General features: G+C 64.0%; 18 protein-coding genes. 11 read left to right on the top strand and 7 right to left on the bottom strand.

Translation table 11 applies throughout. The features are described 5' to 3' along the window. Window positions 1–61: 61 nt before the first annotated feature. The 8 genes from prmA (at window position 62) to L6D80_RS23360 (ending at window position 10,465) form a co-directional block, all read left to right on the top strand. Window positions 62–940, top strand: a complete 879-nt coding sequence (gene prmA / locus L6D80_RS23395; RefSeq protein WP_054900164.1) for a 50S ribosomal protein L11 methyltransferase — start codon at window positions 62–64, stop codon at window positions 938–940. A 42-nt stretch (window positions 941–982) separates the two neighbouring features. Further along, on the top strand, window positions 983–2,311 hold the full coding sequence (locus L6D80_RS23390; RefSeq protein WP_176516166.1) for a DUF3426 domain-containing protein: 1,329 nt from the start codon (window positions 983–985) through the stop codon (window positions 2,309–2,311). 206 nt (window positions 2,312–2,517) lie between these two features. Then, window positions 2,518–3,531 (top strand): tRNA dihydrouridine synthase DusB, encoded by a 1,014-nt coding sequence (dusB, locus tag L6D80_RS23385; RefSeq protein ID WP_054900166.1) that lies wholly within the window; start codon window positions 2,518–2,520, stop codon window positions 3,529–3,531. Continuing rightward, window positions 3,528–3,848: a DNA-binding transcriptional regulator Fis gene (fis, locus tag L6D80_RS23380; RefSeq protein WP_008093076.1), complete on the top strand. Its 321-nt coding sequence runs from the start codon at window positions 3,528–3,530 to the stop codon at window positions 3,846–3,848. Before dusB ends, fis begins: the two co-directional genes overlap by 4 nt. Before the next feature lie 81 nt (window positions 3,849–3,929). Next, window positions 3,930–5,537 carry a bifunctional phosphoribosylaminoimidazolecarboxamide formyltransferase/IMP cyclohydrolase gene (gene purH, locus L6D80_RS23375; protein ID WP_176516168.1) on the top strand — a complete coding sequence of 536 codons (1,608 nt, stop codon included), beginning with the start codon at window positions 3,930–3,932 and terminating at the stop codon, window positions 5,535–5,537. A 99-nt stretch (window positions 5,538–5,636) separates the two neighbouring features. Further along, window positions 5,637–6,932: a phosphoribosylamine--glycine ligase gene (purD, locus tag L6D80_RS23370; RefSeq protein WP_054900168.1), complete on the top strand. Its 1,296-nt coding sequence runs from the start codon at window positions 5,637–5,639 to the stop codon at window positions 6,930–6,932. Window positions 6,933–7,067: 135 nt separating this feature from the next. Further along, window positions 7,068–9,839 (top strand): hybrid sensor histidine kinase/response regulator, encoded by a 2,772-nt coding sequence (locus L6D80_RS23365; protein ID WP_176516170.1) that lies wholly within the window; start codon window positions 7,068–7,070, stop codon window positions 9,837–9,839. 29 nt (window positions 9,840–9,868) lie between these two features. Continuing rightward, window positions 9,869–10,465, top strand: a complete 597-nt coding sequence (locus L6D80_RS23360) for a MarC family protein (protein WP_054900170.1) — start codon at window positions 9,869–9,871, stop codon at window positions 10,463–10,465. Here the strand turns inward: L6D80_RS23360 and L6D80_RS23355 are convergent. From L6D80_RS23355 to cobG, 7 genes are all read right to left on the bottom strand, one after another. Next, window positions 10,462–11,085, bottom strand: a complete 624-nt coding sequence (locus L6D80_RS23355; RefSeq protein WP_176516172.1) for a hypothetical protein — start codon at window positions 11,083–11,085, stop codon at window positions 10,462–10,464. The genes L6D80_RS23360 and L6D80_RS23355 overlap by 4 nt on opposite strands. Beyond that, window positions 11,078–11,770 carry a hypothetical protein gene (locus L6D80_RS23350; protein WP_176516174.1) on the bottom strand — a complete coding sequence of 231 codons (693 nt, stop codon included), beginning with the start codon at window positions 11,768–11,770 and terminating at the stop codon, window positions 11,078–11,080. Before L6D80_RS23350 ends, L6D80_RS23355 begins: the two co-directional genes overlap by 8 nt. A 59-nt stretch (window positions 11,771–11,829) precedes the next feature. After that, a complete protein-coding gene (locus L6D80_RS23345; protein WP_176516176.1) occupies window positions 11,830–12,510 on the bottom strand; it encodes a hypothetical protein in 681 nt (226 codons plus the stop codon). A gap of 87 nt (window positions 12,511–12,597) precedes the next feature. Next, the gene (cobJ, locus tag L6D80_RS23340) at window positions 12,598–14,295 is read right to left on the bottom strand and encodes a precorrin-3B C(17)-methyltransferase (protein WP_054900174.1); all 1,698 of its coding nucleotides are present in this window, start codon (window positions 14,293–14,295) and stop codon (window positions 12,598–12,600) included. 2 nt (window positions 14,296–14,297) lie between these two features. Next, window positions 14,298–15,029, bottom strand: coding sequence for a precorrin-2 C(20)-methyltransferase (locus L6D80_RS23335; RefSeq protein WP_054900175.1), 732 nt, complete (start codon window positions 15,027–15,029; stop codon window positions 14,298–14,300). Beyond that, window positions 15,026–15,652, bottom strand: a complete 627-nt coding sequence (locus L6D80_RS23330) for a precorrin-8X methylmutase (protein ID WP_176516177.1) — start codon at window positions 15,650–15,652, stop codon at window positions 15,026–15,028. The genes L6D80_RS23335 and L6D80_RS23330 overlap by 4 nt, the downstream gene beginning before the upstream one ends. After that, entirely contained in the window at window positions 15,645–16,976 is a 1,332-nt protein-coding gene (cobG, locus tag L6D80_RS23325) for a precorrin-3B synthase (RefSeq protein WP_176516179.1), read from the bottom strand. The genes L6D80_RS23330 and cobG overlap by 8 nt, the downstream gene beginning before the upstream one ends. A gap of 172 nt (window positions 16,977–17,148) precedes the next feature. On the opposite strand from cobG, the gene cbiE reads away from it, so the two are divergent. Genes cbiE through L6D80_RS23310 form a run of 3 tightly spaced genes read left to right on the top strand, consistent with a single transcriptional unit; the run spans window position 17,149 to window position 20,163 of the window. Next, window positions 17,149–18,360 (top strand): precorrin-6y C5,15-methyltransferase (decarboxylating) subunit CbiE, encoded by a 1,212-nt coding sequence (gene cbiE, locus L6D80_RS23320; RefSeq protein ID WP_176516181.1) that lies wholly within the window; start codon window positions 17,149–17,151, stop codon window positions 18,358–18,360. Continuing rightward, on the top strand, window positions 18,353–19,447 hold the full coding sequence (locus tag L6D80_RS23315; RefSeq protein WP_176516183.1) for a cobalt-precorrin-5B (C(1))-methyltransferase: 1,095 nt from the start codon (window positions 18,353–18,355) through the stop codon (window positions 19,445–19,447). The genes cbiE and L6D80_RS23315 overlap by 8 nt, the downstream gene beginning before the upstream one ends. Continuing rightward, entirely contained in the window at window positions 19,444–20,163 is a 720-nt protein-coding gene (locus L6D80_RS23310) for a cobalt-precorrin-6A reductase (protein WP_054900180.1), read from the top strand. The genes L6D80_RS23315 and L6D80_RS23310 overlap by 4 nt, the downstream gene beginning before the upstream one ends. Window positions 20,164–20,202 lie beyond the last annotated feature (39 nt).

Genomic DNA, 20,202 nt, shown 5'->3' with positions numbered 1-20,202 from the left:
TAAACTGCCAGCCTTCGCGCAGCCTCGGGCTGCCCCTGTCGATTTACCAAAGGTGCCCGCCATGCCTTGGCTGCAAGTACGCCTGGCCATCAGCCCGGAACAAGCCGAAACCTACGAAGACGCCCTGCTCGAAGTCGGTGCCGTCTCGGTCACGTTCATGGATGCCGAAGATCAGCCGATCTTCGAACCCGACCTCAACACCACCCCGTTGTGGTCGCACACGCATCTGTTGGCGCTGTTCGAAGCCGACGCCGACCCAGAGCAGGTCTTCGCCCACCTGCGCCTGCTGACCGGCACCGAACTGCCCGAACACCAGGCCGAAGTGATCGAGGACCAGGACTGGGAGCGCAGCTGGATGGACAATTTCCAGCCAATGCGCTTCGGCCAGCGTCTGTGGATCGTGCCAAGTTGGCACGAGGCGCCGGAAAAGGACGCGGTCAACCTGCTGCTCGACCCGGGTCTGGCCTTCGGCACCGGCACCCACCCCACCACCGCGCTGTGCCTGGAATGGCTCGACGGCCAACAGCTCGACGGCACCCAGGTGCTGGACTTCGGCTGCGGCTCGGGCATCCTGGCCATCGCCGCGCTGTTGCTCGGCGCGCGTGAAGCCGTGGGTACCGATATCGATGTACAGGCACTGGAAGCCTCGCGGGACAATGCCCAGCGCAATGGCATCGCCGACGAGCTGCTGGCGCTGTACCTGCCCGAGCACATGCCGACCCTGCAAGCCGATGTGCTGGTCGCCAACATCCTCGCGGGCCCGTTGGTCGCGTTGGCACCCCAGTTGTCTGGCCTGGTTCGCCCCGGTGGCCTGCTGGCCCTGTCGGGCATCCTCGCCGAACAGGGCGAAGAAGTGGCCGCGGCGTATGCCGCCGACTTCGAGCTGGACCCAATCGTAGTGCGCGACGGCTGGGTGCGCATCAGTGGTCGCCGCCGCTAAGCAGGCCTAGAATACTTCTTTGCACAGCCCCCGGATCGCCGCATGACCGACAGTTTCGTCACCCAGTGCCCGCATTGCCAGACCAGCTTTCGCGTCACCCATCACCAGTTGAGCGTGGCGCGCGGCGTGGTGCGTTGCGGCCACTGCCTGCAGGTGTTCAATGCGGCGAAACAGCTGCTGGAGCAAAATCGCGCCGGCGCCACGCCGGTGGTGCCGCCCACCCCGGTGGTCGCGCCGGCCCCTGTACCCGAACCTGCGGTCAGCGTGCGTCCGCCCGCCGCGCAGGACGACTGGGCAGCGACCGCACAGGCCCTGGATGAGCTCGACCTGGACCAGGAGCTGGCCCGCCTTGAGCGCCGCGGCAAGCCCGCCGAGGCACGCCCCGCTGCTGCGGCCGATGCACTGCAGGCCCGGCGCGACGAGCCGGCCGCTGACGTTCATGGCGACGAACTGTTTGGCACCGCCACCGACGATCACCTTGAACCTCAGGCCGTTCATGAGCCGGCCCCGGTGTTGCTGGCCCAGGAGCCGCTGGACCTTGAACCGGCGCCGGGCGACCGTACCGAGCCCACCCTGGGCGGCAATCTGGACCTTGACCTGGACGATCCGCTACCGGGGCATCGGGCTGACGCACACGCGGACCTCGACAGGCTGGATGAGCACCTGTCAGGCGACGATGAAATCATTCACGAACAAGGCCTGAGCGCCCGTGATGACGACGAAACGGATGTCCATCTGTCGGCCCACGACCACGCCCCCGCACCCGCCCTGCCCGGCGAACGCCTGGAACCTGGGCTGTCCACCAGGGCCGAGCGCCCGTCACGCAAGGAGCCGCTGGTCGATGTGGTCGACGACCCGCTGCAACTGGGCTGGGAGAAGCCCCAACCCAACTGGGGCAAGCGCCTGTTGTGGGGTTTCCTGACCTTGTTGGCCGCTGGCCTGCTGGCGTTCCAGTACGTATGGTTCCATTTCGACGAAATGGCCCGCCATGACACCTATCGCCCGATCTTCCAGCAGCTGTGCCCGATGCTTGGCTGCGAAGTGCCCACCCGCGTGGACATCGGCCGGATCAAGAGCAGCAACCTGGTGGTGCGCAGCCACCCGGACTTCAAGGGTGCGCTGATCGTCGACGCGATCATCTACAACCGCGCCTCTTTCGCCCAGCCATTCCCGCTGCTGGAGCTGCGCTTCGCCGACCTCAACGGCCAACTGATCGCCAGCCGACGCTTCAAGCCGAGCGAGTACCTGTCCGGCGAGCTGGCCGGGCGCGGTGAAATGCCTAGCCAGACGCCGATTCACATCGCCCTGGACATCCTCGACCCGGGGCCCAAGGCCGTGAACTACAGCCTCAGCTTCCGTTCCCCGGAATAACCTGCCAGCTGCAAGCCACGAGACAAGCGAGCCGACAATCGGTCGGCTCCCTCTCGCCGCTGGAAGCTTGCTGCTTGAAGCGCAAAGGCATAAGCCCTCAACTGTTCAGATTTTATCCAAATCCATCTTTATCCGGTCACCGAGAGCGGGTATCATGCCAACCCTTTTTCGACTCCAATGATTCGGCCCCACAACAGGGAACACCTATGTCGGCGGTACGCATCGGCCCATATACACTACGCAACAACCTGATCCTCGCGCCCATGGCCGGGGTCACGGACCAGCCTTTCCGTACACTTTGCCAGCGCCTGGGCGCCGGCATGGTGGTGTCGGAGATGGTCAGCAGCGACATGAGCCTGTGGAACAGCCGCAAGTCGAGCCTGCGCCGCATCCACGAAGGTGATCCCGAACCCCGTTCGGTACAGATCGCCGGTGGCGATGCGCAGATGATGGCAGCAGCGGCCAGGGCCAACGTCGAGGCCGGCGCGCAGATCATCGATATCAACATGGGCTGCCCGGCAAAAAAAGTCTGCAACAAAGCTGCAGGCTCTGCTTTATTGAGAGATGAAGCGCTGGTCAGCGAGATCCTCCACGCCGTGGTTGGCGCGGTGGACGTCCCGGTGACCCTGAAGATCCGCACCGGTTGGGACCGGTCGAACAAGAACGGCCTGAACGTAGCGAAAATCGCCGAACAGGCTGGCATCCAGGCGCTGGCGGTGCACGGCCGCACACGCGCCGACCTGTACACCGGCGAAGCCGAATACGACACCATCGCTGCCATCAAGCAGGCGGTGTCAATCCCGGTTTTTGCCAACGGCGATATCACTTCGCCAGAAAAGGCCCGGGCGGTGCTGGATGCCACCGGGGTCGACGGCCTGCTGATTGGCCGGGCTGCCCAGGGGCGGCCGTGGATCTTTCGCGAGATCGAGCATTACCTGGGGACTGGCGCGCATTTGCCGGCCCCGCAGCTGGACGAAGTGGAACGTATCCTGCTGGAGCACCTGGCCGCGCTGCACGCCTTCTATGGCGATGTGATGGGCGTTCGTATCGCCCGCAAGCACGTTGGCTGGTACCTGGCAACACGACCCGGCGGCAAGGAGTTTCGCTCCCGGTTCAACGCTTTGGAAGACACACAAGCGCAGTGCGCCAACGTTCGTGCGTATTTCGACGAACGTCGACAGAGCCTTGAGACAGAGGACGAACAAGGGGTGGCCGCATGACGATGATGACCGAGACATTAGTGAGTGGAACAACGCCCGTGAGCGACAACGCCAACCTCAAACAGCATCTCAACACGCCGAGCGAAGAAGGCCAGACCCTTCGCGACAGCGTCGAGAAGGCGCTGCACAACTACTTCGCACACCTGGAAGGCGCTACCGTCACTGACGTGTACAACCTGGTGCTCTCCGAAGTCGAGGCGCCCCTGCTCGAGAGCGTGATGAATTACGTCAAGGGCAACCAGACCAAAGCCAGCGAGATGCTCGGGCTCAACCGAGGCACCCTGCGCAAGAAGCTCAAGCAGTACGACTTGCTGTAAGCCAGAATCCCAACCAGAAAAGGCGGCTCCCTGAACAGAGGCGCCTTTTTTGCTGACTCCACCGCGTTATTGGAATCCGAAATGACCGACCAGACTACCCGCCTGCCAGTCCGCCGCGCCCTGATCAGCGTCTCCGACAAGACCGGTATCCTCGAATTCGCTCGTGAGCTGCAGCAGCTCGGTGTCGAGATCCTGTCCACCGGGGGCACCTACAAGCTGCTCAAGGACAACGGTGTGAACGCGGTGGAAGTGGCCGATTACACAGGCTTCGCCGAAATGATGGACGGCCGGGTCAAGACCCTGCACCCGAAAATCCACGGTGGCATCCTTGGCCGTCGCGGTACCGACGACGCCATCATGAACGAGCATGGCATCAAGCCGATCGACCTGGTCGCCGTCAACCTGTACCCGTTCGAAGCCACCATCGCCAAGCCTGGCTGTGACTTGCCGACCGCCATCGAGAACATCGACATCGGCGGCCCGACCATGGTCCGTTCGGCCGCCAAGAACCACAAGGACGTCGCCATCGTGGTCAACGCCGGCGACTATGCCAGCGTCCTCGCAGGCCTCAAAGCCGGTGGCCTGACCTACGCCCAGCGCTTCGACCTGATGCTCAAGGCCTTCGAGCACACCGCCGCCTATGACGGCATGATCGCCAACTACATGGGCACCATCGACCAGGCCAAGGACACCCTGAGCACTGAAGACCGCAGCGCGTTCCCGCGCACCTTCAATAGCCAGTTCGTCAAGGCCCAGGAAATGCGCTATGGCGAGAATCCGCACCAGAGCGCCGCGTTCTACGTCGAGGCCAACAAAGGCGAAGCCAGCATCTCCACCGCTGTCCAGCTGCAAGGCAAAGAGCTGTCGTTCAACAACGTGGCCGACACCGATGCCGCACTGGAGTGCGTGAAGAGCTTCGTAAAACCGGCCTGCGTCATCGTCAAGCACGCCAACCCTTGCGGCGTTGCCGTGGTGCCTGAAGACGAAGGCGGCATCCGCAAGGCCTACGACCTGGCTTACGCCACCGACACCGAGTCGGCCTTCGGCGGCATCATCGCCTTCAACCGCGAGCTGGATGGCGAAACCGCCAAGGCCATCGTCGACCGCCAGTTCGTCGAAGTGATCATCGCCCCAAAAATCTCCCAGGCTGCCCGCGACGTGGTGGCGGCCAAGCAGAACGTGCGCCTGCTGGAATGCGGTGAGTGGCCTGCCGAGCGCGCTGCCGGCTGGGACTTCAAGCGGGTCAACGGCGGCCTGCTGGTGCAAAGCCGCGATATCGGCATGATCACCGCCGATGACCTGAAAATCGTCACCAAGCGTGCGCCGACCGAGCAGGAAATCCACGACCTGGTGTTTGCCTGGAAAGTGGCTAAGTTCGTCAAGTCCAACGCTATTGTCTATGCCAAGCAGCGCCAGACCATCGGTGTCGGCGCCGGCCAGATGAGCCGTGTCAACTCCGCACGCATTGCTGCCATCAAGGCCGAGCATGCTGGCCTGCAGGTGCAGGGTGCGGTCATGGCGTCGGACGCGTTCTTCCCGTTCCGTGATGGCATCGACAACGCGGCCAAAGTGGGTATCAGCGCGGTGATCCAGCCTGGTGGTTCGATGCGTGATGCTGAAGTCATCGCTGCCGCTGATGAAGCCGGTATCGCCATGGTCTTTACTGGCATGCGCCACTTCCGCCACTGATTTACGGCAATCGGCCGCACTGAAGCGGGCAGCTGCTTCAGTGCGACCTCGTACCGCGTGAGGCTTTGCCTTGCGTCCGAAAGAATTCGAGGTTTTGACATGAAAGTTTTGATCATCGGCAGCGGCGGCCGTGAACACGCCCTGGCCTGGAAAGTCGCGCAGGACCCACGCGTCGAAAAAGTCTTCGTCGCCCCGGGCAACGCCGGCACCGCCATTGAAGCCAAGTGCGAGAACGTTGCCATCGACGTGACCGCCCTGGAGCAACTGGCCGACTTCGCTGAACAGAACGTCGACCTGACCATCGTCGGCCCCGAGGCTCCGCTGGTCATCGGCGTGGTCGACCTGTTCCGCAGCCGTGGCCTGGACTGCTTCGGCCCGACCAAGGGCGCGGCCCAGCTGGAAGGCTCCAAGGCCTTCACCAAGGATTTTTTGGCGCGCCACAAGATCCCGACTGCCGACTACCAGAACTTCACCGAGATCGAGCCGGCCCTGGCGTACCTGCAGGAAAAAGGCGCGCCGATCGTGATCAAGGCCGACGGCCTGGCTGCGGGCAAGGGCGTGATCGTCGCCATGACCCTGGCAGAAGCCGAAGCCGCCGTGCGTGACATGCTTGCCGGCAATGCCTTCGGCGACGCCGGTTCGCGCGTGGTGATCGAAGAGTTTCTCGACGGCGAGGAAGCCAGCTTCATCGTCATGGTCGACGGCCACAACGTGCTGCCAATGGCCACCAGCCAGGACCACAAGCGTGTCGGCGACCAGGACACCGGCCCGAACACGGGCGGCATGGGTGCCTACTCGCCTGCGCCGGTGGTCACCGCCGACGTGCACCAGCGCGTGATGGACCAGGTGATCTGGCCGACCGTGCGCGGCATGGCCGAGGAAGGCAACGTCTACACCGGCTTCCTGTATGCCGGCCTGATGATCGACAAGGCGGGCAACCCCAAGGTCATCGAGTTCAACTGCCGCTTCGGCGACCCGGAAACCCAGCCAGTCATGCTGCGCCTGGAGTCGAGCCTGGTACTGTTGATCGAAGCGGCGTTCGCCAAGGCGCTGGACAAGGTAGAAGCACAGTGGGACCCGCGCCCGAGCCTGGGCGTGGTACTGGCTGCCGGCGGATACCCAGGCGACTACGCCAAGGGCGACGTGATCAGCGGCCTGGAAGCAGCGGCCACAATTGAGGGCAAGGTGTTCCATGCCGGTACCTCGCTCAAGGACGGCCAAGTGGTCACCAACGGTGGCCGTGTACTGTGCGCCACGGCCATGGGCAGCACAGTGGCCGATGCGCAGCAGCAGGCTTATCGCCTGGCCAGGGAGGTCACCTGGAACGGTAGCTTCTACCGCACCGACATCGGCTACCGGGCCATCGCCCGTGAGCGCGGTGAACACCAGCAGTAAGTTTTACCGGATTGCCGCAGCGCCTTGGGCCTGCGGTGATCGGCTCGTCGACAGGGCCCCTTCGGGGCCTTGCCTTCGACTTGGCGCGCCGCGCATAGTTAATGCCCGGCACCTCAGCTAGGAAGGGATCTCGTAGTGCGTCGGCGTCGGATTGCCACAGCTCTGATCGTCAGCTTGCTGACCCTGCTCTGCCTGCTCCCGGCTTCGGCCGAACAAGGCGGTGGCTGGTCCGTTTTGCTCGATGAACAGGCCAACCTGCAGTTGAGCGACGTGCGCTCCGATCGCTATCGCAGCCAGTTCAGCCCGACCACTCTCAGGGAGCTTGACGCCGCCCCTGCCGAACAAGCCCTGTGGCTGCACTATCGCCTGGAGCCGGGTGAGCAGGAGCAACTGCTGCGCGTCTTCGCCCCCGACCTTTCACGCCTGGACCTCTTCGCCCTTGACGGCGACAGGTTGCTGCGCCAGTTGCACCATGGGCGTCAGCCCGGCAATGGCAGCCCTACCCTGCGCGGTAGCGACCACGTTCTGCCCCTGCCCCACAGCCAGCAACCGCTGGACATCTACCTGCGGCTGGTGTCCGAGCATCAACTGCGCCCGGCCATCAGCCTGGAGCCTGCGGCTGAAGCCGCCTCCAACAACAACCAGCCGCTGCTGTTCGGCATGCTGTTCGGCGGCCTGGTGATGCTCATCCTGCACAACCTGATCCGCTTTCTGTACACCCGCTCCAGCACCACGCTGGTACTTGCCCTGTACCATGGCCTGATGCTGCTCAGCAGCCTGATCCTGCTCAACCTCAGCGGCCCGTGGTGGCACCTGTGGCACAGTGCGCAGACCCCTGCTGCCTACCTCACCCTGGTACTGGCGAGCATTGCGGGGCTGTATTTCACTCAGCATTTCTTCTCTGCGCGCAACTCGCCGCAGCTCAGCCGCCTGCTGCAGGGCGAAATGCTGGTAGCCGCGGTCAGCGGCCTGATACTCCTGTTCATCGATACCTTGCCCCTGAACCTGATGACCTATGCGCTGCTCGCCCTGGGCAGCATAAGCATGCTGCTGGTCAGCAGCTACCACTGGTACAAGGGCTATGGGCCAGCACGGCTGTTCTGTCTGGCCATGGTGGTCTTCAACCTCGGCGGCCTGGTGCTGCTGCCCGCATTGCTCGGTTTGACGCGTACCTCGACACCGTGGCTGCTGTGCATTCTGCTTGGTTTGACGGTGGTCACCGGCCTGCTGCTGAACCTGGCGGTCAGCGAGCGCCTGCGGCGCTTGAACGAAGAGCACTTCAGCGCCAGCCGAGCACTGGCGGCCAGCGATGCTGAAATCAACGCCAAGGCCGAGTTCCTGGCCAAGATCAGCCACGAAATCCGCACCCCCATGAACGGCGTGCTCGGCATGACCGAATTGCTGCTCGGCACCCCCTTGTCGGTCAAGCAACGCGACTACGTTCAAACCATCCACAGCGCCGGCAATGAACTGCTGACGCTGATCAACGAAATTCTCGACATTTCCAAGCTTGAGTCGCGGCAGATCGAGCTGGACGACGTGCAGTTCGACCTCAACGCCCTGATCGAAGACTGCCTGAACATCTTCCGGGCGAAGGCCGAACAGCAGAACATCGAGCTGATCAGCTTTACCCAGCCGCAGGTCCCGCGTGTAATCAGCGGCGACCCGACACGCCTGCGCCAGGCGCTCTCCAGCCTGCTGGAAAACGCCTTGAAAAACACCGACCAAGGCGAGATTCTGCTGGTGGTTGCATTGGACCAACGCGGCGACGTACCCCGCCTGCGCATTGCCGTGCAGGACAGCGGCGAACCCCTGCCCGCTGCCGAGCGCGACGCCCTGCTGCAGGCAGAACTGCACAGCCACCACTTCCTGTCGAGCAACAAGCTGGGGGGCCACCTGGGCTTGATCATCGCCAAACAGTTGATCGGCCTGATGCAGGGTGAGTTCGGGATCAAGAGCAGCACCAGCATGGGCAACACCCTGTGGCTGACCTTGCCGCTCGACCCATTGCGCCTGGAGCAACCTCCGACGGACCTCGACGGCCCGCTGCGCGACGCCCGGGTGCTGGTAGTGGATGACAACGACACCTGCCGCAAGGTGCTGGTGCAACAGTGCAGCGCCTGGGGCATGAACGTCAGCGCGGTGCCATCGGGGAAGGAAGCCCTTGCCCTGCTGCGGACCAAGGCGCACCTGCGCGACTATTTCGATGCCGTCCTGCTCGACCAGAACATGCCGGGGATGACCGGTATGCAACTGGCGGCCAAGATCAAGGAAGATCCGAGCCTGAACCACGACATCCTGGTGGTCATGCTTACGGGTATCAGCAATGCCCCGAGCAAAGTTATCGCCCGCAATGCCGGAGTCAAACGCATTCTGGCCAAGCCAGTGGCCGGCTACACCCTCAAGACAACCCTGGCCGAAGAACTGGCCCAACGTGGCCGCGAACAGACCGTGCCGATGCCCCAACCAGGGGTGCCGCCGGTGCGCGAGCTGCCTGGCGATTTCCGCGTGCTGGTGGCCGAGGACAACAGCATTTCGACCAAGGTGATCCGCGGCATGCTGGGCAAGCTCAACCTGGAGCCAGACACCGCGTGCAACGGTGAGGAAGCGCTGCACGCCATGAAGGCCCGGCGCTATGACTTGGTATTGATGGACTGCGAGATGCCGGTGCTCGATGGTTTCTCCGCCACCGAGCAACTGCGCGCCTGGGAAATCGCCAATCAACGCCAGCGCACGCCGGTGGTGGCGTTGACGGCGCACATCCTTGCCGAGCATAAGGAGCGTGCGCGGCTGGCCGGCATGGATGGGCACATGGCCAAGCCGGTTGAGCTGTCGCAATTGCGCGAGTTGATCCAGTATTGGGCGAACCAGCGAGAAGCCAAGGCGGATCCGCTGCATACCTCGTAGCGGATATCGCTTCTACAAGGACCCACCTCATGCTCCATGAGTTGTTCAGTGTCTACCTGAAGATGCTCGTGCTCTATAGCCCATTCTTCGTGCTGTCGTGCTTCATTGGGCTGACCCGAGGCCACTCCATCAAAGAGCGCAAGCAACTTGCCTGGAAAGTCGCCTTCGCCGCACTGATTGCCAGTGTGCTGCTATACCTGTTCGGGCGGGTGATCTTCGGTATCTTCGGCATCACTGCAGACGCCTTCCGGATCGGCGCTGGCAGCGTTCTGTTCATCTCGGCGCTGGGCATGGCCCAGGGCAAACCGGCCGTGCAAGCCGACAACGTGCAGCAGGATGTGACCATCGTGCCGCTGACCATCCCGCTCACCGTAGGCCCAGGCACCATCGGTGCCCTGCTGGTGATGGGCGTGAGCCAGCCGCATTGGGACGACAAGGCGCTGGCCATCGTCAGCATTGCACTGGCCAGCTTCACCGTGGGCCTGGTGCTGTACCTGTCGCACGGCATCGAACGGATCCTCGGTGACCAGGGCCTGCAGATCGTCAGCCGTTTGATGGGGCTGTTCGTTTGCGCATTGGCGGCCCAGATCATTTTTACCGGGATCAAAGGGTATCTGGCGCCTTAGATGCCATAGTCATGAATACGCTCCAGGGATACCTTGACTACGCTTTCCTGGACGTTTGGCAAGACACTGTTCTCAAAGGCCAGGATGTTGAACCGAACAAGCTCCGCGCGTACATGCTTATGACCGCGCTTGCGGCTGATGAACCCCGCACTGAAAACAGACTGCTTATCCGTTTCGTGATAAAGCACCATATCGACTCGATTATTACCGGCCGGCGCACAGGCCAACAATTGAAAGTGCTGCCGCTCGAACGCCTTTTTCTCAAGTTCTTTGAGCAGCGTCGGCTTGGACAGCAGCGTGCGCATGGACACGTTGATTGACGAGGCGAAGCTGTCCCCCGCCGCTTTGGAGAAGGTCTGCAACACGTGATCCGTCTGCTCGGTTCGCGTTTTGTCCGGCCAGTGAATTTGCTCAGCCGTCACCGCATCCCACCCCAGGAACTTGAGCTGGTTGCGGTAGTAAGCAAACCAGTCTTTTATCAAACCTTCCTTATAAGCCGTAGCGGTCGCCCGCTCAGCCATGGCAAGTGCCAGTTTCACTTTATTTTTTTGCGTCGCGGCAAGGCCCGGCAGGAACGAAACAATACCTGCGCCAATAACGGCAGATGTGGCATTACTCATACTCTTCTCCTGTGCGCTCGGCGTTCAGATAGAAACGATACGCACCGTGCTGATCTTTGCTTGCCATCAGCGATTTGAGTTCGTCACGCTGAGGGGCGAACCGCTCGCTATCCAAGGCCAGGGAAACGCCATTGAACACAGCCTCACCCTGCTTCAACTGCTCACTCATTAGCGTACTCAGCGCATAACCCGTGATGGGTTTAGTGGTGTGCAGTGCAATGCTGCATAAGTCCATGACAGGCCCGGGCTTGAGCAACCCAATCTCCACCACAACACTGGAGACACCTGCCTCATCGCGTGCACAAAACTTAAGTAAATGGCCAAAGGCTGCCCCTGAGCGGCTCAACTGCCCCGTCACCGCAGCCACCACTGCCTTGTGTTCGATAGCGCGTATCCGCATCCAGGCTTCCAGCGGCTGGATCGGCCCATTCGGCCTCGCCATGCCCAACTGCCGCTGGTCATGCGTCCCGGCGATTTTCAACCAGCCCAACTGACGATACGTGGCGGTATAAGCCGCGTACCACGCGTCGTAATCATCAAACCGCGAGCCGGCTTGCTTGTTGGCGACCAGTTGCGCATACAGCATTGAATCCCAAGCGGCCTGACGTTGCCTTTCGTCCTGTCCCGGCTCATTCAATAATGCCGTACCGCCTATCAGCGCCAATGCTTTGGCTGCTTCATCCATAACGACCTCTCATCACGAAGGTCCAGAAGCGCGGCAACATCGCTGCTGCCGCGTGCTTCTCAGATATCATATTGAAGGACGTTTTCGATGCTGCGCACGCCAAGCTTGTTTTCCACCGTTTCACGCACCTTGTCATAGACGAAGGTGTTCAGTGTCAGCACTGCAATACCGGAATAATACTTCGACCTGTCCAGCGTCCACTGGATCCCTAATACATCGTCATCCAACTTGGGCGCAGCGGCCTGCACACAACTGACCACCATGACGACATCGCCCTTGGCCGTCTCGGTACACGCCGCCAGGCCCACCATGCCCCTGGCCTTGTTCTTGCGTTTGTGTTCCAAAATGCGTGCATCGTTCTCGATGGTCGTCATCTTGTCGAACGCCATCTTGGCTAGATCGCCCAGCACCGTGCCACCGAGCATGGCGTTGCCCGCAGCGCCAATAGCACGGATCGCAACGGCGCCGACGGTAACCGACAGTTCAGCGCACGTTTCAAGTTCAAAGCTACGTTTGGGGATGGTAAAGCCAAGGTCGCGCATGACATCGACAAACTTGTCATACCATTCGCGGCTCTGCTTTTCGGCATCGAATGCCTTGTCCGCGACCAGGGTGGCGAAGTGGAAAGCGTTTTTTACATCGTGGCGGCTTTGTGCAGACATGCCGGCGCCGCACGCCAGCAAGTTGCCCTCCACCAAAATAGCGGCGTTATTCGTGGAGAGCTCTTTTGCATCGGACATGGGAAAAATCCTTCATGGTTGCCCCTTGAGTGGGGGGAGCACCATAGCCAGGTCGTCGCTACCTGGCAGGACTGAAGGGTTTCCCGACTACCGACCCTGTGGGGTGGGATACCAGCGAGGCGTATAGACCCACGCCCCACCTCCAGGGCGTTCAAAGACGCAGGTCGTCGAGGAGCCGACCAGCACCATCGTGCGCATGTCGACCATTTCCGGCAGCAGTTCGGCCAATGTAATGACCCTCAGTGTCTGCCCCGGCCTACCAATGTCACGGCCAAGGACTACAGGCGTGTTCCCCTCGCGGTGCCGACGCACAACCTCCAGCGCCACCCCAAGCTGGTGCGGTCTGGACTTGGAAATCGGGTTGTAGAACGCCAGCACCAGGTCCGCCTGGGCGGCGAGGTCCAGGCGTTTTTCAATGATCGACCACGGTTTGAGGTTGTCCGAGAGCGACATCACGCAGAAGTCATGGCCCAGCGGCGCCCCCGCCTGGGCAGCGGTTGCCAGCGAGGCTGAGACACCTGGCAGTATGTGCAGATCGACCCGGTGCCAGGCGGGGTCGCTGGAGGCATGCAGTGCTTCGAGCACAGCGGCTGCCATAGCGAACACTCCCGGGTCACCCGACGACACCACCACCACCGAACGCCCTTGGGCGGCCAGCTCGAAAGCATGGCGAGCGCGCTGCATCTCTTCGCGGTTGTCAGTGCAGTGCAGCACTTGGTCGGCACGGAACGGACCAGCCATGCGCACGTAGGTTTCATAGCCCAGCACATCCTCAGCGCGCGCAAGCTCGGCCTTGACCGCGGGTACCATCAGCTCGGCAGCGCCAGGGCCCAGGCCGATCACTGCCAGGCGCCCCCGCTTGCGTCCTACCCGGTCGGCCTCGATGGGCGCCGATGCGACCGCGATGACCAGGCCCGGCTGTTCGATCAGCCGGGCACCCGGCAAGGCGTCGCCGGCCATGGTGGCGAGGGTGCTGGCGGTGGATGCGAATCGCACTGCAACCCCCAACGCCTGAGCCGCATCCTGCAACGCGGGTTCAGCCATTGCCTGTTCGGCAGCCAGCAGGCAAGCCAACGATTGCTCGGCGATACCCGCCTCGTGCAGGGCGCCACGCACGCGCTCGGCCAGCCCGGGCCCAACCGCCTCCACTGCCACCAGCACCGAGCGGGGGTGGATCAACAGCTCGTCACGGCTGGCGGGACGGGCGCTGCTGCCTACATGGATGGTGCGCTGGGCAGCCTCGCTGGCAGGCAGCTGAGCCTGGGCCAGCCAAGGCGCATGCCCCTCGATACGCACCGCCTCCCCGGCCAGCAGGTCGGACACGAAGCGTTTGCCCTGTTCGATATCCGCCAGGGCGTACCCCTCAGGCGGGTTGAGCAGGCAAGTGCCAAACCGCAGCTCGCCACTGGTGGTGATCGCTGCCGCCACACCCAGCGTTTCAGCGAGCTCGCGGGCCATGACATTGACGCCGCTGAGCCCACCGAGCAGCGGCACCACCGCGCTGCCGTCCTCAGCCACCGCCAGCACCGGCGGCTCGGCGCCTTTTTCGTTGAGCAGGCTGGCAAGGCTACGGATCACGATGCCCGCCGCGCACAGTGCGATGATTGGCGTGTCTTGCTGGTACAACGCCCGCAGCGTGTCGCCAAACGCCTCGTAGTACTGGTCCGCGCCGTCCACCCGGCCAGCCAGGCCATGGATCGTCGCCTGTGGGTAGCGCTGCTGGATGCGCCGCGCGGTGGTCAGGCTGCCGGTGCCAAGCACGATAATTGCCGCTGCCTTGTCCATGCTCACCCCTGCCATTTTTCACCCGGCACGATAATCAGCGAGAAATACGGAGACGACTGTGGGTCGACCGCGTCCAGTGCGACGATTTTCTGGTTGGCCATGGTGGCCCGTTCGACGTACAGCGCACGCGTATCCAGGCCAAGTTCGCCAAGCACCTGGCGCACCTTGGGGAAATTGCGGCCAAGCTTCATGATCACCGCTGCATCGGCATCGGCCAGGCGGCGCTTGAGCTCCTCGGCTGGCAGCACGCCGGACAGCACCGACAGGCTCTGGTTGCGATACACCAGCGGGGCGCCCAGTACCGAAGCACCACCGAGCATCGAGCAGACGCCGGGTATCACCTGCGCCTCATAGCGCTGCGCCAGGCGGTCATGCAGGTACATGTAGGAGCCATAGAAGAAGGGGTCGCCCTCGCAGATCACCGCCACATCGCGACCGGCATCCAGGTGTTGGGCCACCTGCTCGCCCGCTTCATCGTAGAAGTCGCTGATCACCTGTTCGTACGACAACGGTGCCGGCAGCACCTCGGTGGTCACCGGATAGACCAGCGGCAACAGCGTTTGCGCAGGTTGCAGGTGTGCCTCGATGATGCCGAAGGCATTGCCACGCTTGCCCTTGGCCACGAAGTAGGCAACCACCGGGGCCTCGCGCAACAGGCGCAGTGCCTTGACGGTGATCAGCTCGGGGTCACCAGGGCCCACGCCCAGGCCAAGCAGACGTCCACGCGCCATCATTCCACCTCCGTGGCCAGGGCATTGACTGCGGCCGCAGCCATCGCACTGCCGCCCAGGCGACCTTGCATGATCACGAACGGGACGCCACGGCTGTCGGCGGCGAGCATCGCCTTGGACTCAGCCGCGCCCACGAAACCGACCGGGAAGCCGAGGATGAGCGCAGGCTTGGGCGCCCCCGCGTCGAGCATTTCCAGCAGGTAGAACAGGGCGGTCGGGGCATTGCCGATCACCACCACGCTGCCTTCCAGATGCGACCGCCACAGCTCCAGCGCGACGGCGGAGCGGGTGTTGCCGGCGTCCTTGGCCAAGCCGGGAACGCTTGGGTCACGCAGGGTGCAGATCACCTTGTTGTCCGCAGGCAGGCGGGCGCGGGTAATACCTTCGGCGACCATGTGCGCATCGCACAGGATCGGTGCGCCATTGGCCAAGGCTTCACGCCCGGCGCGCCCGGCACCTTCGGAGAACTGCAGGCCGTCGATGGCCTCGACCATGCCGCAGGCATGGATCACACGCACGGCGAGTTTTTCCAGGTCTGCGGGAATCCGCTCGAGTCGGGCTTCCTCTCGGATGATCCGGAAAGAATTGCGATAGATCTCCTGACCATCGCGGATGTAGTCAATCATCAAGGTGCTCCGTCGGCAGGGCGAGCATGGCGCCTGCTTCGTTCAAGGTGAGGTCGGTGGCGCGCAGGGCACCGAAGCCCGGCAACTGCGCGTCACGCAAATAGAGGTCATAGCGGCCCGGCGAGCGGGCCAGCAGGGTGGCCGGGGCGACATGGGCCACGGCACACGAACGCGAGCAGCCGGACAGGTGCACGCTGGCAGGCGCGCCAGTGGGCAACAGGGCTGCCAGGGTCACGGCATCGGTCTTGGTCTCACCGTGCGCCTTGGCACAGCCGCTGGCACCTGTACAGGCGACCACGCGGGCCAAGGGTTCATGGTCGTGGCAAAGCAGGCCCAAGGCTGACAGCGTACGTTGCGCCTGGGCGATACGGGTCGCAGCGATGCCCGTCAGCATCAGGCTCTGCCAGGGGCTCAGGCGAAGGCTGCCATCCCCACACTCACGGGCAACGCGGGCAGCGCCGCGCAACATGTCGGCCGTCAGCCTGCCAAGCGGCGGCGCGACGCCCAGTGCCATGCCGTGCCGCTGCGCCAACGCACCCAGCCATGGGCTGTTGCCTGCTTCGCGGCGCCAGCCGAGCACCGCCGCATCGCGGCGCAGATCGAGCCCAAGGCCTGCGATGAACCGCGCCACCGGGTAGCCGGCAAGCAACTGGCGCATCCGCGCCTGATCCGGGTTGGCCAGGTCAAGGAACCGCTCGAGCACCGCGCGTACCAACGCCAGGCCCTGCTCCAACGGCACCGCGCCCAGCACCTGGCCATCGCCAGGGCAACCCGCCAGGCCAAACGCCAGCCAGGTGCGCTGGTCAAGGCGCATTGCCGACAACCACAGGTCATGAGGGTGCTCGAGCATGGCCAGGCCTTCGCCGCCGTCCAGTTGCACGGCGAACTTGGCCGACAGTTGGTGAAAGCGTGGCGTGCCTTGCAGCAGGCTGAGGATCTGCTCACCCAGTGGCCGGACATCCAGCACCATTGCCGGGTCATGCCCGGCCAGCGGGCTCAGCATCAGGTTGCGCACATCGTCACTGGCGGCGTCGCGCGGGCCCAGCCCGGCGGCCAGCAGGCTGTCGATCAGGCCGCTGTGGTCAGCGCCTATGCCGCGAATCTGCAGGTTGCCGCGGTTGGTCGCCTCGATCACGCCCGCGGCGAACCGCTCGGCCGCGCCCGCCACCGCATCCGCCTGGTCGGCCAGCAGCAGGCCACCAGGCAGCTTGATCCGGCAGATGCCGCCGTCGCGGGCACTGACGATGCGCCACAACCCCGGGCAAGCCGAGGGACGGGGCGATACGGTGGGGGCATGAAGCTGCTTCAAAGGGGTGTCCGGCAATCGCTGAATGTGCGCTTGAGTGTAGAAGGCGCGGTATTATGCCTGCTTTGGCCGGCGGCATGAAAAACCGGTGGTCGAGCACCGTTGGCGATTGAGCAAAAAATCATCACCGCGTCGCCCCTTTTGCGGGCAAGACCGCGACGCGGCCCCCAAAATGGCGGAACAGAAATACATGACACCCTGGCTGACAGTAGTAGGCATCGGCGAAGACGGCTTCAACGGCCTGGGCAAGCAGGCCCGGCGCGCCCTGCTCGGCGCTTCGCGGATCGTCGGCAGCCCACGCCAGCTGGCCTTGCTGCCACGCTGCATCAGCGCTGCCCGCCAGGATTGGCCCAGCCCGTTCTCGCTGGCCCCGGTGCTGGCCCTGCGCGGCGAGCCCGTATGCGTGCTGGCCAGCGCAGACCCGATGTTCTACGGCGTCGGCGCCAGCCTGGCGCGGCAGATACCGGCCGAAGAAATGCACGTGCTGCCGATGCCTTCCTCGTGTGCCCTGGCCGCCGCACGCCTAGGCTGGCCGCTGCAAGACACTCAGGTGGTGTCGCTGGTGGCACGCCCCCTGTCGATCCTCAACGCCCACCTGTACAGCGGCGTACGCCTGCTGGTGCTTAGCAACGACGGCCACAGCCCTGCGGCCATTGCAGCGCTGCTGTGCGCACGAGGCTTTGGGCCAAGCCGCCTGCAGGTGCTCGAGCACCTCGGCGGTGCGGCTGAGCGGCGGCTTGTGGGCACCGCCGATGACTGGGCAGCGCCCCAGGTCGCCGCCCTTAACCTGGTCGCCATCGAGTGCCGGGCCAACCCGGATACCCCGCGCCTCTCGCCGCTTGCAGGCTTGCCAGACAGCGCCTTCCGCCATGACGGCCAGCTGACCAAACGTGACGTGCGCGCCATCACCCTCGCCCGGCTGGCGCCCCAGCCTGGGGAGCTACTGTGGGATGTCGGCGCTGGCTGCGGTTCGATCGGTATCGAATGGATGCGCGCCCACCCCGCCTGCCGAGCCCTGGCGATCGAGGCCGACGAAGGCCGGCAGGGTTTCATCGAGCACAACCGCGATGCCCTCGGTGTGCCCGGCCTGCAAGTGGTGCGCGGCAAAGCGCCAGAGGCTCTGGCGGAACTGGAGCGCCCGGATGCCATCTTCATCGGCGGCGGCGTCACCCGCGAAGGCGTGCTGGCGCTGTGCTGGGAGCGCCTGCGCCCAGGCGGCCGGCTGGTGGCCAACGCGGTGACCTTGCAGAGCGAGCTGGCTTTGGCCCATTGGCGCGAACAGCATGGCGGCGAACTGACCCGCATCCATGTCGCCCAGGCCCAGCCGCTGGGCGCCTTCGACACCTGGCGCCAGGCATTGCCGATTACCTTGCTCGATGTGGTCAAGCCTCGCGATGCGTGAAGAAACCCGTGAACAACCCGCCCCCCTGCGCAGCGGCCTGACCACCGGCAGCTGTGCCACCGCCACCAGCCTGGCGGCCGCACGCCTGCTGCTCACTGGTCTATGTGACGATGCAGTGAGCATCACCCTGCCCAAGGGCAAGGTGGTGCAGATGCGCCTGGAGTTCTGCCGCCGCGACGGCGAACGGGCAGAAGCCGGCACCCTCAAGGATGCCGGCGACGACCCGGATGTCACCCATGGCGCACTGCTTTACAGCCAAGTGCGCCTGCTGGACGAGCCCGGCATACGCTTTGTCGCGGGCCAGGGTGTTGGAACGGTCACCCGCCCCGGTCTGGTGCTGGCCGTGGGTGAACCGGCGATCAACCCGGTGCCGCGGCGCATGATCAGCGAGCACCTGCAGCAGTTGGCCGACGGCTGCAATTACAGCGGCGGCTTCGAGGTCACGGTGAATGTGCAAGGCGGCGAGGCTTTGGCACTGAAAACCATGAACCCGCGCCTGGGCATCCTCGGTGGTTTGTCGATTCTCGGCACCAGTGGCATCGTCCGGCCGTTCTCCTGCGCGGCCTACATCGCCTCCATCCACCAGGGCATCGACGTGGCCCACACCAATGGCTACACGCATATCGCCGCCTGCACCGGCAATGCCAGCGAAGACACCATGCGCCGCGTCTACGGCCTGCCGGAGATCGCCCTGATCGAGATGGGCGACTTTGTCGGCGCGGTGCTCAAGCACCTGCGCAAGGTGCCGGTGCCCCGTCTGTCACTGTGTGGTGGCTTCGGCAAGATCAGCAAATTGGCCGCCGGGCACATGGACCTGCACAGCCGCCACTCGAGCATCGACCTGCCACAGTTGGCTGGCTGGGCGGCAGACCTTGGCGCCGATGCCGACCTGCAGGCAGCGATCATTGCCGCCAACACCAGTCAGCAAGCCCTGGCACTGGCGCATGCAGCCGCAGTCCCGCTGGGCGATGCGGTGTGCGCCCATGCCCTGGCGTTTGCCCGCAGCGTGGTGCCGGCACAGGTAGCGGTGGAAGTGTTCGCCATCGATCGCCAGGGTGGCATCGTCGGCAAGGCAGGCGTGCAATGAGCCGGCGTATCCTGTTGCTAGGCGGTGTCACCGAAGCCTTGGCCATCGCTCGCCAGCTCGGGCCGGAGCATGTCTACAGCCTGGCGGGTATCGGCCGCGTGCCACAGGACCTGGCATGCCAGGTACGGGTGGGGGGCTACGGCGGTGCCGACGGTTTGGCCACCTACCTGCGTGAAGCGGGTATCACGCTGCTGATCGACGCGACCCACCCCTACGCTGCACAGATCAGCCGCAATGCCGCTGCGGCCGCCTATGCCGTCGGCATTCCCTGCTGGGCCTTGCGCCGTCCGGCCTGGCAGGCGCAGCCGGGTGATGACTGGCGCGAAGTGGATGACTGGGCAGGGCTGATCGAGGCGCTCAGGCCATTTCGGCGGCCGTTGTTCACCCTCGGGCGTGAACCGCTGCTACACCTTGACGACATTCCGCCGGAGCAGTTCTGGACCCTGCGGGCGCTGGAAGCCTGCCCCGGCAACGAGCGCTGCGAAGTGATCGGCGCGCGCGGGCCGTTTCATCTGGAAGATGAACGGGCGCTGTTCGCACGGCGCAATATTGATGTGCTAGTCAGCAAGAACAGCGGCAGCGTGGCGACCGAACCCAAGCTTGAAGTGGCGCGTGAGCGCGGTGTGCCGGTGCTTGTGCTGAAACGGCCGACACTGCCCGAGGCTGACTGCGTCTTCAGCCAACCCCGTCTGCTGCTTTCCGCCCTCGGATTCTGATCGTTCCTGATTGGCGGGTTCCATTCGTATGTCCTACAG

The organism is Pseudomonas ceruminis (assembly GCF_021602025.1).
GTDB classification, from domain to species: Bacteria; Pseudomonadota; Gammaproteobacteria; order Pseudomonadales; family Pseudomonadaceae; genus Aquipseudomonas; species Aquipseudomonas ceruminis.
Note: the sequence above shows the minus strand (reverse complement) of the source record. Positions and strands in the feature narration are given on the sequence as shown.

Bases quoted from the DNA above. Each gene is read 5' to 3' on its own strand.
- L6D80_RS23345 (WP_176516176.1), bottom strand. From the start codon at position 12,510: ATGTCCGATGCAAAAGAGCTCTCCACGAATAACGCCGCTATTTTGGTG.
- cobJ (WP_054900174.1), bottom strand. From the start codon at position 14,295: ATGGACAAGGCAGCGGCAATTATCGTGCTTGGCACCGGCAGCCTGACC.
- L6D80_RS23360 (WP_054900170.1), top strand. From the start codon at position 9,869: ATGCTCCATGAGTTGTTCAGTGTCTACCTGAAGATGCTCGTGCTCTAT.
- purD (WP_054900168.1), top strand. From the start codon at position 5,637: ATGAAAGTTTTGATCATCGGCAGCGGCGGCCGTGAACACGCCCTGGCC.
- L6D80_RS23390 (WP_176516166.1), top strand. From the start codon at position 983: ATGACCGACAGTTTCGTCACCCAGTGCCCGCATTGCCAGACCAGCTTT.
- cbiE (WP_176516181.1), top strand. From the start codon at position 17,149: ATGACACCCTGGCTGACAGTAGTAGGCATCGGCGAAGACGGCTTCAAC.
- prmA (WP_054900164.1), top strand. From the start codon at position 62: ATGCCTTGGCTGCAAGTACGCCTGGCCATCAGCCCGGAACAAGCCGAA.
- purH (WP_176516168.1), top strand. From the start codon at position 3,930: ATGACCGACCAGACTACCCGCCTGCCAGTCCGCCGCGCCCTGATCAGC.
- L6D80_RS23335 (WP_054900175.1), bottom strand. From the start codon at position 15,029: ATGATGGCGCGTGGACGTCTGCTTGGCCTGGGCGTGGGCCCTGGTGAC.
- fis (WP_008093076.1), top strand. From the start codon at position 3,528: ATGACGATGATGACCGAGACATTAGTGAGTGGAACAACGCCCGTGAGC.
- L6D80_RS23315 (WP_176516183.1), top strand. From the start codon at position 18,353: ATGCGTGAAGAAACCCGTGAACAACCCGCCCCCCTGCGCAGCGGCCTG.
- L6D80_RS23350 (WP_176516174.1), bottom strand. From the start codon at position 11,770: ATGGATGAAGCAGCCAAAGCATTGGCGCTGATAGGCGGTACGGCATTA.
- L6D80_RS23330 (WP_176516177.1), bottom strand. From the start codon at position 15,652: ATGATTGACTACATCCGCGATGGTCAGGAGATCTATCGCAATTCTTTC.
- L6D80_RS23355 (WP_176516172.1), bottom strand. From the start codon at position 11,085: ATGAGTAATGCCACATCTGCCGTTATTGGCGCAGGTATTGTTTCGTTC.
- dusB (WP_054900166.1), top strand. From the start codon at position 2,518: ATGTCGGCGGTACGCATCGGCCCATATACACTACGCAACAACCTGATC.
- L6D80_RS23310 (WP_054900180.1), top strand. From the start codon at position 19,444: ATGAGCCGGCGTATCCTGTTGCTAGGCGGTGTCACCGAAGCCTTGGCC.